The sequence below is a fragment of the Shewanella sp. DW31 genome (assembly GCF_015767295.1).
In the GTDB taxonomy this organism is placed as follows: Bacteria; Pseudomonadota; Gammaproteobacteria; order Enterobacterales; family Shewanellaceae; genus Shewanella; species Shewanella oncorhynchi.
Map to the genome: position 1 here is coordinate 502,700 of NZ_JADWMP020000001.1, position 13,745 is coordinate 516,444.

Below are 13,745 nucleotides of genomic sequence, written 5' to 3' on the forward strand. Positions count from 1 at the left end.
CATCACAACCTTATTTATCACCCGCGAGCAGTACTAGGGTGATGTCATCAAATCTCAGCACTCGGCCACCGTATTCCTTAGCAAAGGCTTCGGCGGCGGCTTTAGTGCTAAAAGGGGCAACGGCAGGTCCCATCACAGCTTTCTTAGTCGTACCGTAAACATAGAAGGCATTTTGAGCATCAATAAAGGCGCCATCGTCTGGCTGATCCCAATCAGTCGTGCCCGCGTCATGCACCATCATGTAATCAATTTGTCTTTTATTTTCAGGCTGTAATGCAAAGTTAAACATATCGCGGCTAGAACAAAACTTAGGTACCGTTTTCTCAGCCTTGAGGTGTACTTGCCCTTTAGGTCCGGGATATTTAGTGATCACCATGCCGCATAAATGGCAACGGTCATGCTCGTGGATCATCTCGGCTTTATGAACATGGTCTGTGGCCTCGCTTTTATTACAGCCAAATAGCAAGGGCACGAACAGCAACAATGCATAGTATTTCTTCATCCTATTTATCCTTTTATTAAAATATCAACGCCTCGCCAGATTCCTTGCAGGGACAGATCTTTACGGCGAGGGTTGATAGAAACGGGTTTCATCTTTCATTCATTTTGCTTTGTGCTTTTGCAATCGCATTATCGATTGCTTCACGGTTGATACTGTCCCCATTGTATTTGAGCAGGAGCTGCCAATGGTCAATGGCCTCTTGGTTACGAGCATGCAAGTAAGCATCTGCCGCGAGTAACATATGGGTTTGAGGCTCAAAGGGAGAAAGTGCTAATGCTTTGGCAATCACCCCTTGGGTTTCAGGTGTCATTTGCCGAAGCTCGCGGTAATAAAGCGCGTTAGCTTTTGCCCCTAACACTTCGGCATCATCTCCCCCTATTTCGAGTAATTTATCTAAGGTCAGCACCGCATCTGAGTACAAACCTCCCGCATTGTAAGCCTGAGCTAATGACATAAGTGCCAAGGTGTTTTGCGGCTCACTCTGAGCCCAACGACTGGCTTTGGTGATCTCGGCCGCGACTAAATAATCAATATTTTCATCAATCCGACCTTGATCCCAATCCCTAAAACGGCCAGTTTGACTGTAGATAGCAAGTGTAAGTAGCACTAGGATGATTCCCATCGCAAAGGGTACTTTGCTCGACATGTTTGGCAGCTGTGCGATTCCCATTACTAGGTTTAGACGCATGTGCTGCCAGTAAATGTAAGCAACAAACAACAGTAAACTGATGCCAATGCCTAGTCCTAAGCTCACCATTCCAGTCTCCATTTCACTCTCCAAACAACTCGTTTTAGGAGCCTGATTAACCGTGTGCAGGCATCATCTTTTTATTTTTCATCTCTTTCATTTCGCTGGGTTTCTCAATATTTTTCAGTTCAATTTCAAAGATAAGTGCTGACTCAGGAGGGATAATACCTACGGCTTCAGTGCCATAGGCAAGGCTTGCTGGTACCACAAAACGGTATTTAGACCCCACAGGCATCAACTTTAATCCCTCTTCCCAAGCGGGGATCACCGACATTAATGCAAAGCGAGTGGGCTCTTTACGTCCAACCGTATTTTCAAACTCAGTCCCATCGATAAGAGTGCCAACATATTCCACTGTGACCACATCTTCTGGATTGGGTTTATGGCCTTTACCTTGGGTTAAGACTTCGTATTGAAGACCAGATGCGGTGACTTTAACGCCAGACTTTTTTTGATTTTCAGCAAGATATGCCGCACTTGCCTTTTTAGTTTCTGCCATTTGTTTTTCAGCAACGACAGTTCTTGCGGCATTGAGTTGTTCTGCTCTTTGGTTCAGGTAGGTCAGCACTTCTTCGTCGGTTAATTGCTGTTTATCTTTAAGCGCATCCACAAAACCTTGCACGACTAAGTCGACATTCACCTCTGAACCCAATTCAACTTGGTTGTAAACTTGACCAGAAATGTAATTACCAATAGAAGCGCCAATGCTGTAGGAGGTTTTATCTGCATCGGTTTTCAGACTTGTGGCGGCAAAACTGGCTACCGAAACAAATAATGCGGCGCAGGTCGCCACTGTGATGCTTTTGGGGATAAAAGAAGTTGGCATACGTGTTTTCATTTTATGTTCTCTACAATGTTAACCCTGTGGGTTTCGCCTTTTGGCCCTGCAAACCAAACCGATAAAACATCGGTCCTGTGTGTTACTAAGGTTTTTCTGTTACTCGACCCGACATACGCCAGCCATAAATACCATCGGCCATATGACGCACACCTGTGTAACCTAGCTTCATGGTTTCTCTCGCCGCCATATTGCTGCTGGTGCAAAGGCGGTTAGCGCAGTAAAACACCATGACTGCATCTTTATTCTTTGGAAGTAACTCTCTCCAATTCTGAACATTGAAAAAAACTGCTCCGGGGATAAAACCTTCTGCCCATATCTCCAGTGTATTTACGTCGAAAAAATAAACGCCTTGTTTGCCGACTAAGGTTTCCGCTTCCATCATCGAAATGGGATTTAATTGGATTTCGTTATAGGGCACTTCAGACATTTCTGAGCCACCACCGGCGATGACTGGCATAGCAGTCACGCCTAAGGCCAACACCATCAATATTCGGCTTACACTTTGACGAAGCATGTTATGCATAATTAGGCTCTCATATTCCCCGACACCCAAAGGTGTCGGGGATAACTAGGACTCAAGTTAAATTATATTTTCTTCGCACTCAGCGCATTACCATCAATAATGGCTTGGGCTTGGGTCACATAGGTCAAGGCGGCATCTAAGCGTTTTTGTGAGTAACGCGCACCATGAACACCCCATGAACCATCGGCTTTAATCAGCTTGAGGACATCTTGAGCTTTATCGGTCAACAACAGCACTTGCGTCTTATCTTCTACCGATAACTTCGCCATATTGGGGGACTTATCGATGCTAATAAGGGCTTTTTCTACTTTGGCATAGGTTTCTTTCACTGGTTTTTGCCACTTCTGAACTTTGCCGTAGATTTGCTGTTGATCTTTAAAGTGCAGACCCTCACCCAACTTAGATTGGAATTGGCTATGGCAACCTTTGTTATCCACTACATCGTGATCAGAAGCGGAAGTACGAGCACAGGTCCACATCAGATCGAGGTAGTTATGGCCATTTTCGTCCTTCGCCACAGTCCAGCCCTTAGTGGATGAGTCGCGAGACTTACCTTCAGGTGGGTTAAGCGTCTTACGCAATGGATCGACATCGATTTTCCACATGTGCGACTTACGAACGTTGTCGAAACCGGCCATATCAGGGAACTGGATCGCGGTGAAGTTTTCACAACTACCCATGTTTGGCATATGACAGCTTTGACAAGTTTGTTTACTGTGGGTTTTGGTATTACTCGCAATTTCAGCCTGTGCCGTATGGCAATCGGTACATTCTTTGATGAGTTTTGGTTTAGTAATACCGGATTTCCAATCACCATCAGTCACTTCGTGTGGATCATGACAGGTAGAACAACGCATACCCTTATCGTAGTGAGACGAGGCAAACATTTGCGAACCTTCTGTACCACAAGATGGGCACGAAGATTTCATCTTCACGTTAAAGGCATATTCCAGTTTTTCTTTACCCTGTGGGGTTTGCGCAAGTTCTTCAACGAAGTTAAAACGCTGGTGGCAACGCTCACAGTTAGAAGGCATACCACCACCGATACCGCCGTCTAAATGACCACCTGCGCCATGGCACTCTTCACAGGTAATACCGAGTGACACTGTATGTTTTTGGAGCTCTTTAGGATTACCAAGGGCTGCAAAAAACTCATCTTTAGTTTTAAAATCAAACTTAAAGGTGTGGCACATTTCGCAATAGGAACTCGCAGGTTGGAATAAGAATTCCTTCTCGTATTTAGCACCATAGGAGCTCATACCCCATTGGTGTGAACCACTCGCGCCAAAATCTTCCATTTTAGTTGGAAATTCAGGAATAACTTTCTGAATTTTCTTCGCCATTTCAGGGGTTAACCATTCAGCCCAACCACGGGAGAATTGGTTACCACCGGCGACCATAGTGCCAGTACCATCTTTGAGTAAACCGTCTTTCACATGGAAAGTACCGCGTACTAAGTAACTGTCGATAAAGCCGTATTTGGTTCTTGGTGTTCCCACCGTCGCATAAATTGCATCAGGGGTAATGCCGTCTGGCAGGATAGAAGTATCCTTAGTGCCATACATGGTTTTGTTTAAATCGTTATCGACTTCGGGATGACTCCCCGGAAAACGTAAGGTTTTTGAATGGCGTGAACGTTTCCACTTTTCATATTGTGGACCGTGGCACTCACCACATTTTTCAGGACCAACAAACTTATTTGGGAAATCCAAAATCGACTTGGCACCGAGGCGATATTGCAATGCCATAGGGCGATTGCCCTCTTGATGTTGGCTATATTTTTGGCTATCACCACCGTGTAAGTATTCTTCACCACGGTCACTGACCTTATAGGTTCCTTTTAAACGACCTTGCTCGGCATATTTAAATACCGGATGATTTTCAAAAAGAAAATCAAACAACTCTTTTTCCTGAACAATATAATCCTGCAGTGTTCTTACACCACGGGATTCTAGTGTTAGATCGGGATTAGCCATAATTCCCTGAGCTTCCGCACTCATTTGTTTATTACCATAGCCAGGCTTTACCTCGCCCGGTTTAGCATCGGATGCTATTCCGGCCACACTGACGATAGTACCTAAACAAAACAGCACGCTGAGTGCTATTTTGGATTTCCATCGTTTCATCATTCACTCCTAATTATCATTAGTTTTATATTTTCCACTGAACCTAATTGCTCACTTAACGACATAAACAATTGACCAGTTACAGCATGGTGGAGGCAAAAAACCATTAAAAATCAGAGCTAGAGCACACTAAATTTGCGCTTATAAATCAAGATGAATAAAATCAATTAAAACAAATAAAATACAATAACTTATAAAATTAATGCCATTTGTTTTTTAGAAGTTAAAAAGCACATTTCAGTTATAAAAAAAACTAAAAATGCGTTTTATTTTTCAAAAAACATCAAGCGTAAAAAGGAATGATTTAATAACGGATAAGATCACATTATTAAATGCGAAACTCGACTAATCTTAAAATCAACAGTGATTAAATCTTGTGATTAAACTGACTTTTACTACGAAAAGATTATATGTAAATTTAAATCACAAGAAAATAACTCAAGTTTCTGAGCGAACTTAATAAAAATCAGCATGTAAAAATCACACGGGTAAAATAGCCAACTGTAAACACTATATTACCGCGACCACATTATTCTAAGGCATAATAAATGACAACTATGCTTCCAGAAATTGGACATATATTACTGATCATCAGTAGCGTATTGGCATTATTTTCTGCAGCACTGACCTTAATCGGTGTTAAGCAGAATAATGCCTATCTGGTGGGATTAAGCCCGATACTCTTTAGAGCCATATTTACCTCAGTATTTGTTTCACTTCTTTGCTTAATTTATTGCTTTATTACTGATGATTTTTCTGTTGCTTATGTCGCAAACCACTCGAATAGCCAATTAGCATTGGGTTATAAAGTGGCCGCCGTTTGGGGCAGCCACGAAGGGTCAATGCTGTTTTGGATATTTGCGATTGCCCTTTGGGGGGCGAGCATCAGTTATCGCATAAAGATGGCGGATTGCACTCAGGATAAGGCCAGCGATAAATACCAAGACGCCCTGTATTTTGCGAGGCTGTTGGCCATTTTGGCGTTAGTGATCCTAGGTTTTAACCTATTTTTACTCTTTACCTCTAATCCCTTTGCCCGTTTATTACCTAACATTCCGATTGAAGGGCGAGATCTTAACCCTATTTTGCAAGACATAGGACTCATACTGCATCCACCCATGCTCTTTCTTGGTTATGTTGGCCTCACTGTTTGCTTTGCCGCAGCGTTAGCATCACTGCTCGGTGGTGGCTTTAATACCCGTCAAATTAACTATTTACGACCTTGGGTATTATTAGCCTGGGTGTTTCTAACGGGCGGCAATGCCTTTGGATCTTGGTGGGCCTATAACGAACTGGGTTGGGGTGGCTGGTGGTTTTGGGATCCGGTAGAAAACGCCTCCTTTATTCCTTGGCTTGTGGCAACAGCATTAGTGCATTCCCTCATTCTCACTCAACATACTCATGGCTTTAAACTGACGACTTTGCTGCTGTGCTTATTGGCATTTTCACTCAGTTTACTCGGCAGCTTTTTGGTGCGTTCCGGCATAGTGCAATCGGTACATGCCTTTGCCGCCGATCCGACCCGTGGCATGTCAATCCTCTGCTTATTAGTGATTTTTGTTGGGGCTGCGTTACTCATTTTTGCACTCAAAGCCCACCATTTAAAACAGGATGTGACTTTCGCGCTTTTCAGTAAGGAAACGCTGTTACTGCTCGGGATCGTTATCTTAGTCGTAGCAGGGTTTTCCGTATTACTCGGTACATTTTACCCTTTGATCTATGAGCTACTCGATTTAGGTACACTTTCAGTGGGGGCCCCTTATTTCAACGCTATATTTGTCCCCCTCACTTTCTTGCTTGTCCTGTTAATGGGCATTGCGCCCTTAGTGCAATGGCAAATAGCGCAATGGCAAAATGCCTCAAAGACTCGTATCGCTTCCTTGCTCATTCCTAGCCTAGTGATATTAGCCGTCGCTGGCTGGGTAAGCTTACAGGCCGCCTCGGGCAATAGCTTATTTTTACTCCTTGGCACTGCCGCAGCACTTTGGTTGCTGGTGTGTTTATTGCTCACGATATTGGCAGCCTCGGGATTAGGTAGACGAATATATGCCCGTCAATTAACTCAAAACCGCAATGAGCACGGCTTAAATCCTCCCGTTAAATCATCAAAACAAGGGTTTATAGCCATGCTATTCGCCCACTTTGGGGTGGCTATCACTATTATTGGTGCAACATCCGTCTCCTTTTTTGAACAGGAAGCCCTACTGCGAATGGGGCCTGGTCAAGGTAAGCCTTTAGCGAGTTATGTCTTAGTGTATGAAAGCACTGAGAATGTTGAAACGAGCAGCTTTACCGCCATTCAGGCCAATATCAGTATCCGCGATACCGCGAATGATGAACGGGTTTTAAGCTATATCACACCACAACGGCAAACCTTTAAAAGCAATGGGATGGAAATGTCCCACGCGGGTATCGATCATGGATTCTGGCGGGATATTTATGTGTCTATGGGGCTGCAATTAAGTGACAGCGAATACCTTATCCGTATCAGCTATAAACCCCTTGCGAGTTGGATCTGGCTTGGTGCGCTATTAATGATGCTAGGTGGGGCGATTACCGCTTGGCCTACTCGCCATTTTAGCTACCAAGCTGATTTAACAACTTTAGGTAACCTATCCCATCACAAACCACAGGAGACACTTGCCTAATGAATCCAATATTGCGCTTTTTAGTCTTACTGCTCCCTATCACCTTATGTGGGATAGGGATCCCATGCTTATCCGTTGCGCAAGCTCAGCCCATATCAAGCCTTTCCTACCAGCAACAGGCAATAGATATCAGTAAAGTGCTGCGTTGCCCTATGGCGACGAATCAGAGCCTATTTGAGTCACAGGCGCCAATCGCCCACGAACTCAAAGCACAAATATTCTCGATGCTGGAACAGGGGCAAAGCCAAGATGAGATTATCGATTTTATGGTGCAACGCTATGGTCAAAAAATCCGTTATCAACCTGAATTTAAGGCCTCCACCTTCGCACTTTGGTTTGGGCCACTGCTGTTATTAGTGCTTGGTGTTGGGTTGTGTCTCGCATTGGTAACCCGTAGAAAAACACAAACGACTATTTAAAAGTAAAGGATAACCAGATGAAATTACACTATTTTCCCTTTGTTCTACTCGTGTGTTTGGGTCTGTTTTCTAATAGCAGCTCAGCCCACTCACTAGACAATAAACTCTACAGTACGGGAGAGCCCCTCCCTAAGCCCCTTGTGATGACTGGTTTTATAGAAATGCAGCACGCACGCGGCGTACCAGAAGTTCCCTTTATTGATGAATCAGGACAAACCCAAACCCTAAAACAGCACCAAGGAAAATTGGTTTTAGTCAATCTTTGGGCAACCTGGTGCGCCCCCTGTTTAAGGGAAATTCCAGAACTCCAAAAACTTAAGCAGCAGTATCAAGGGAAGAATATCGCCATCATTCCAATCTCTATCGATGAAGAATCTAAAGATGTACGCCCTTTTCTTAACCAACATGGCTTTAGCGGCTATGCCACTTGGCTTGACCCGGAGCAAAACATAGAACAAATCATTCCCGCGAATGTCGTACCCGCCAGTTATATTTTTGATGCTAAAGGTAATCTTGTCGGTTTTGTGCGGGGATATCTCGATTGGGCTGATAAAGACGTTGGCCCTTATCTTGATCAACTGATTGCAAAATACGGCCAATAATCACCAAGTAACACAGGCTCACAATATATTTCTCCGTTCGGTCATCCGCCAAAATTTACCGAAACCCGCTGCCGCCTATTTGGCTGCGGGTATTTTTATCTCTACCCCATCTTTGTATTCTGCGACGCATTTCTTTAAAATTGCCGCCAAACTCTTTATTTCAAGGCAAATCAGATGAAACTCACCCGCTTAACTCAACCTATTTATGACCACTTATATCGTGATATCAGTGAGTTTCGTAGCACCTTCGACTTGCCCGTTAATGATATTGATTCTTTAGATGACAAGGCCGATACCTTACATACTTCATTGATTATTGAAGAGTTAACTGAACTAGCCGAAGCCGATAGCCGTATCGAGCAAGCCGATGCCATAGTCGATTCTGTATACGTGTTAATGGGCCGTTTAGTGCATTTAGGCGCACAAGCCATGACCGACAGACTCGAAATCAGTTACCTGATTGACTTGTTGCTATGCATGGCTAAAAACCGTGAAATCGACTTTATCGCCTGCTGGGATGAAGTGCATTCGAGCAATATGAGTAAAGTGTGCCGTAACGAGCAAGAACTAGCCGAGACCATTGCCTTCTATGCCAAGCAAGGTGTTGAAATTGTCGGTAGTCAGCAAGGTGATTTCATCATAGCGAAATGCGCTAAAGATGTGGAAATGGCAGGTAAAGTGGTTCGCCAAGGTAAGGTACTAAAATCGGTTTACTATCGCCCAGCGGATCTGACTACACTGGTTAAAGCCTAACCACGGCAAGCCTAGGATAGCACTTAACTAAGTGCGTCCTAGGATGTGTTGAACAAGGCTAAAACGGCAGAACTCAGTCCGATGTATCACTCTTACGATATTCTAAAATATCCCCAGGCTGGCACGACAGGTACTCACAAATACTCGCCAGTGTTTCAAAACGCACGCCTTTCACCTTGCCGCGTTTTAGCAGGGATAAATTCGCTTCGGTAATGCCAACCGCTTTGGCAAGCTCCTTAGAACTCACCTTCCGTATCGCCATCATGACGTCTAAATTAACGATAATGTCCAAAATTACACAAACTCTTTGTTTTCTGCCTCAAAATCTCGGGCAGCTTTAAGCAAATAAACAATCAGCAACATCAATAAAATCGTAGTGATATTGCCAAAATCGAGCGCCAAGTCGATACGGGTATCCTCAAAAAGCGACTTGTGATAGTAACCTACGCCTAAGGTTTGCAGTATCTCTATCACTAAGGCGGCAACCTTAAGCCAAACCAACCACAGATAACAATGCATACTTTCGTCGCTAAAAAACAAGCCGTCTTGATAGTAGGCTAATAATTTTTGCAGCCAATAAACACCCAGTAAAAACGTGATAAACAATGGACTTAACATTAACAGCAACAGGGTTTGACTCGCATCAGGCGATACCCATAGCGCTTGGAACAATCCATTATTCGATCCAAAACGTATCTCATCATGGACTAAGTAGCTATAACCCAGATACACCACCACAATCGTAGCGGCCAACAAAATCACCCACCGGAAAAATGCACTGATTTTTATTAACTTTTCTATGTTTTTATTCATCACTCAATCCTAAATTTAATCCAATCCCAGTGCTCTTTAACCTTGGCTAGTATACTCGTTCGGTAAAATATATTGCAAAGAAATATAATTTTATTGTTTTACGATAATTAATTTTCGTATTAACATGATGTCACTTCTAACAACTCAAGGTTACAACAATGCGATTATCCTCCTTCACAAGCCAGTTATGCAGTGCTGCTATTGCCGCTATGCTACTCGCAAGCTGTTCAACCTCAACCACTGAGCAAAAAGCCAACACGAATAGGCTTAACAGCCAGCAAGCCCAAGTGCCACTCATTCCCATCGAAGATTTTTTCAATGAGCAAAATATTCACCATTTAAAAATGTCCGCCGACGGTAAATGGTTAGCCTTCACAAAGGAATACCAAGGTGCGAGCAATATTTATGTAATGGCGGATAAAAGCGATCTTGCAAGTGCGACACTCTTAACGCAGTCCATTGAACCTATTAAAGAATTTGAATGGTCATCCAACAGTAACGAACTCTTTTTTATGAAAGATAAAGGGGGAAATGAAAACACCCAAATTTTTAAACTCAGCTTTGAAACTTCCCAAGGCAAAATAGAGCCAAAAGAGCAGCAACTGACGCACAATGACAAGGTGAAATACAGCGTCATGGAACAGCCCAAGGATAACCCTGAGCAGCTGGTTGTGATGGCGAACCACGATGAATCGAGTCGGATGGATATCTATTGGCTCAACACCCATGATGGCAAGCTAACGCCTATTTTTGAAAACAACTTAAACTTGGTGCAAATGAAGTTTAATAAACAAGGGCATCCCGTTATTGGCAGTAGCACTAATCTAGATAACAGCTATAGCCTCTACGCACTCATTGATGGCACTTGGCGTAAAATAATCCACACAGCTAAGGGTGAAAGCATTGATATCTTAAAAGTAAACGATGCGAAAAAACTCGCCTATATCAGTGCCAACATTGGTGAGCGGGATAAACAACAATTGCTCAAAGTTGATCTTATGACGGGAAAATATGAAACCTTACATAAAGATCCTAAGGATGAAGCGGATGTTTATCAGGTATTGTTTAACGATGCTGGTGAACCTTTAGCCATTTCCTATTACGGCGGTCGCTTAAGAACCTATGCACTTGATACTGAGTTTGCTAAGCACTGGGATGTGATCAATAAGCATTTTAATCAAGATGTTGAAATAACCATTACCGAACGTAACGAGAAAAATAATCTCTGGCAGATCAACGTCGCGAGCGATAGGGCATCGAGCTTAGATTACCAATACAATGCCATTAATGCTGATATCCACTTACTCGCGGATATTCCTCCAAGCATACAAGCAGAACTGCTATCACCAAGACAATCCCTAGTCTATACCGCAAGGGATGGTGTAAAAATTCAGGCTTATTTGACATTACCAAAGGGAAACCAGCGCAATTTACCCACCATCATTCTGCCCCATGGCGGCCCTTGGGCTCGAGACTACTGGGCGCTAGACTCGGGTTACTTCCATGCGATTGCTCAGTTCTATGCCAACCGTGGTTATGCCGTGTTACAGCCAAACTTTCGCGCATCGACAGGATTTGGCAAACACTTCCTCAACTTAGGCAATAACAATTGGGGCACTGGCAGTATGCAAGATGACCTGACTGATGGGGCTAATTACTTAGTCGAACAAGGGATTGCGGATAAAAATCGCTTGGGGATCTTTGGCGCATCTTACGGTGGTTATGCGGCTTTATCCGGCGCGACTTTTACCCCAGATCTTTACCAAGCCGTGATCGCCTATGTGGGGCCGTCAAGCTTAGTTACGCTAATGGCGTCTTTCCCCGATTACTGGCGCCCCTATTTAGGTCAATGGTTTGAATCAGTAGGAGACCCGTTAATTCCTGAACAAAAACAAGATATGGAGAACCGCTCCCCAATTAATTTTGTTGATAACATAAAAGCACCGCTGATGCTTATCCAAGGAGCCAATGATCCGCGAGTGACTCAAGTTGAATCAGATAATATTGCGAAAAAAATGTACCAAAAATCGTTACCCGTTGAATACTTACTCGCCAAAGATGAAGGTCATGGATTTATCAAACGTGCCAACAAGCTCGCCTCGATAATTGCGACTGAACGTTTCTTTGGTAAGTACTTAGGCGGAAAAGTGGATAATAATGTCAATCCAGCTTTGCTTGAACATCTTAATAGCTTAAATGTTGATATAGAAAAACTGTAACCTTAATAAAGCGTTAGAAGTGCAACACAGATTTTGCCAAGGAAGGCGAAATATCTTAACAGGCTAACGCGGTTAACTGTGGGCCAATAGACTAATCTATCAAGTATGACTACACCCCAAGAGATAAAAATGAATCCAGCAAAAGTCGTGCGTGCCGAGGTTAAGCAATTAACTGATTTACCCAATATTAGCAAAGCCTGTGCGGCGGATTTACGTTTGCTTGGCATAGATAAGCCTGAGCAGCTGTTAGATAGAAACCCCTACGAGCTGTATCAAACGCTGTGCGACAAAACGGGCCAGAGACACGACCCCTGCATGCTCGATGTGTTTATCTCCATCACCCGTTTTATGGCAGGTGAAGATCCTAAACCTTGGTGGTTTTACACCGATGAGCGCAAAAATACCTTAGAGAAATGAAGCTTTAGCGACTATTTATCCTCCTGTTTACCCATTATCGTTTCGGGCTCTTCCCTTAACCACTCACGCCAAATGGCCACCAGTAGGGCCATCAATACTGGACCAACAAACAAACCGACAAAACCCATGGTTTTTACGCCGCCGATCAAACCGAAAAAAGTCGGTAAGAAAGGCAATTTAATCGGCCCACCGACAAGATTAGGCCTTAAGGTTTTATCGACAATAAACAACTCTATGCTGCCCCAAAGAAACAAGCCGACCCCCGCCGTCATATCGCCAGTGCCGACAAGGTAGAGTGAAATCAAGGTAAACATGGTTGGCGCGCCGCCGGGAACCAAGGCCATAAAGGCGGTTAACACCCCAAAAGCCACCGCCGAAGGTACTCCCGCAATCCAATAGGCAATCCCCAGCACTATGCCCTCACCAATTGCGATAAGCGTCATACCAATCACGGTAGAACTGACTGTTGCAGGCACCACACGGGAAAAACTATGCCAGCGAGCAGGCAGCACTCGCTCACCCACGATATCCAACTGTTTAGCCACTTGCGGACCATCTTTATAGAGGAAAAACAAAGTGATCAGCATAAAAAGTAAGGTCAACAACAACCCTAAAGTATTCCAACCCAATTGCAGCACCCAACGGGAAATGCCACTCAAATTCTGGCCACTAATGGCACTGATAATTTGGCCTAATTCATGGGGTTCACCAATAAACTGCTGCCATTGCAGGGTTAACCATTCGCCCATCCAAGGCAAGTCTTTGATCCACAAGGGCACGGGCGAACCGTGTTGGTTAGTAAACACCAACCAATCAACCCAAGTTCTAATCTCTTGTAACGCATAGGAAAATACAAACACAAGCGGAATAATCAGCCCGAGCACAATACAACATAGGGCAATGGTTGCCGCCAACGCCGAGCGACCACCGCATTTTGCCAATAGTTTTTGATAGAGAGGCCAACTTGAAAAACACACAATCAATGCAGCTAAGGCGGGCACTAAAAAATCGATAAAAAAGAATACGCCAGCACACAAGAGCAAAACCAACAAACTACGACCAATAGCGGCATTACTGAAAATCGGCGTCATAGTGCTAAAACCCCCCACAATAAAATTCAACGATAAAATGGAA

Annotated in this window: 14 protein-coding genes; 6 read left to right on the plus strand and 8 right to left on the minus strand. The window is 43.8% G+C overall.

Annotated elements, in window-relative coordinates; genetic code table 11:
• Positions 1-10 precede the first annotated feature (10 nt).
• The 5 genes from GWI56_RS02135 to sirA all read right to left on the minus strand — a co-directional run bounded on the left by GWI56_RS02135 (position 11) and on the right by sirA (position 4,740).
• Positions 11-502, minus strand: a complete 492-nt coding sequence (locus tag GWI56_RS02135; protein ID WP_198571992.1) for a nitrous oxide reductase accessory protein NosL — start codon at positions 500-502, stop codon at positions 11-13.
• An 88-nt stretch (positions 503-590) separates the two neighbouring features.
• Positions 591-1,271, minus strand: a complete 681-nt coding sequence (locus GWI56_RS02140; RefSeq protein ID WP_242068329.1) for a tetratricopeptide repeat protein — start codon at positions 1,269-1,271, stop codon at positions 591-593.
• Between the two features lie 34 nt (positions 1,272-1,305).
• Positions 1,306-2,088 carry an FKBP-type peptidyl-prolyl cis-trans isomerase gene (locus GWI56_RS02145; RefSeq protein ID WP_198571993.1) on the minus strand — a complete coding sequence of 261 codons (783 nt, stop codon included), beginning with the start codon at positions 2,086-2,088 and terminating at the stop codon, positions 1,306-1,308.
• 85 nt (positions 2,089-2,173) lie between these two features.
• Positions 2,174-2,614 carry a rhodanese-like domain-containing protein gene (locus GWI56_RS02150; RefSeq protein ID WP_028761786.1) on the minus strand — a complete coding sequence of 147 codons (441 nt, stop codon included), beginning with the start codon at positions 2,612-2,614 and terminating at the stop codon, positions 2,174-2,176.
• Positions 2,615-2,676: 62 nt separating this feature from the next.
• The gene (sirA, locus tag GWI56_RS02155) at positions 2,677-4,740 is read right to left on the minus strand and encodes a dissimilatory sulfite reductase SirA (RefSeq protein WP_113939219.1); all 2,064 of its coding nucleotides are present in this window, start codon (positions 4,738-4,740) and stop codon (positions 2,677-2,679) included.
• A gap of 548 nt (positions 4,741-5,288) precedes the next feature.
• On the opposite strand from sirA, the gene GWI56_RS02160 reads away from it, so the two are divergent.
• The 4 genes from GWI56_RS02160 to GWI56_RS02175 all read left to right on the plus strand — a co-directional run bounded on the left by GWI56_RS02160 (position 5,289) and on the right by GWI56_RS02175 (position 9,162).
• On the plus strand, positions 5,289-7,388 hold the full coding sequence (locus GWI56_RS02160; RefSeq protein ID WP_198571994.1) for a heme lyase CcmF/NrfE family subunit: 2,100 nt from the start codon (positions 5,289-5,291) through the stop codon (positions 7,386-7,388).
• A complete protein-coding gene (locus tag GWI56_RS02165; protein ID WP_105250353.1) occupies positions 7,388-7,807 on the plus strand; it encodes a cytochrome c-type biogenesis protein in 420 nt (139 codons plus the stop codon). The genes GWI56_RS02160 and GWI56_RS02165 overlap by 1 nt, the downstream gene beginning before the upstream one ends.
• Positions 7,808-7,824: 17 nt before the next feature.
• The gene (locus GWI56_RS02170; protein WP_105250354.1) at positions 7,825-8,409 is read left to right on the plus strand and encodes a TlpA disulfide reductase family protein; all 585 of its coding nucleotides are present in this window, start codon (positions 7,825-7,827) and stop codon (positions 8,407-8,409) included.
• A 174-nt stretch (positions 8,410-8,583) separates the two neighbouring features.
• Positions 8,584-9,162: a nucleoside triphosphate pyrophosphohydrolase family protein gene (locus tag GWI56_RS02175; protein ID WP_198571995.1), complete on the plus strand. Its 579-nt coding sequence runs from the start codon at positions 8,584-8,586 to the stop codon at positions 9,160-9,162.
• Between the two features lie 73 nt (positions 9,163-9,235).
• Here GWI56_RS02175 and GWI56_RS02180 read toward each other — a convergent pair whose 3' ends face one another.
• On the minus strand, positions 9,236-9,454 hold the full coding sequence (locus tag GWI56_RS02180) for a helix-turn-helix transcriptional regulator (protein ID WP_063883682.1): 219 nt from the start codon (positions 9,452-9,454) through the stop codon (positions 9,236-9,238).
• Positions 9,455-9,456: 2 nt separating this feature from the next.
• Positions 9,457-9,975: a DUF2975 domain-containing protein gene (locus GWI56_RS02185; protein ID WP_063883683.1), complete on the minus strand. Its 519-nt coding sequence runs from the start codon at positions 9,973-9,975 to the stop codon at positions 9,457-9,459.
• 158 nt (positions 9,976-10,133) lie between these two features.
• Between GWI56_RS02185 and GWI56_RS02190 the strand changes: the two genes are divergently transcribed.
• Positions 10,134-12,194 carry a prolyl oligopeptidase family serine peptidase gene (locus GWI56_RS02190; protein WP_198571996.1) on the plus strand — a complete coding sequence of 687 codons (2,061 nt, stop codon included), beginning with the start codon at positions 10,134-10,136 and terminating at the stop codon, positions 12,192-12,194.
• A gap of 129 nt (positions 12,195-12,323) precedes the next feature.
• Entirely contained in the window at positions 12,324-12,611 is a 288-nt protein-coding gene (locus GWI56_RS02195) for a helix-hairpin-helix domain-containing protein (protein ID WP_198571997.1), read from the plus strand.
• Positions 12,612-12,622: 11 nt separating this feature from the next.
• On the opposite strand, the gene GWI56_RS02200 is transcribed toward GWI56_RS02195, so the two are convergent.
• Positions 12,623-13,702 (minus strand): AI-2E family transporter, encoded by a 1,080-nt coding sequence (locus GWI56_RS02200; protein ID WP_168827747.1) that lies wholly within the window; start codon positions 13,700-13,702, stop codon positions 12,623-12,625.
• Between the last annotated feature and the right edge of the window lie 43 nt (positions 13,703-13,745).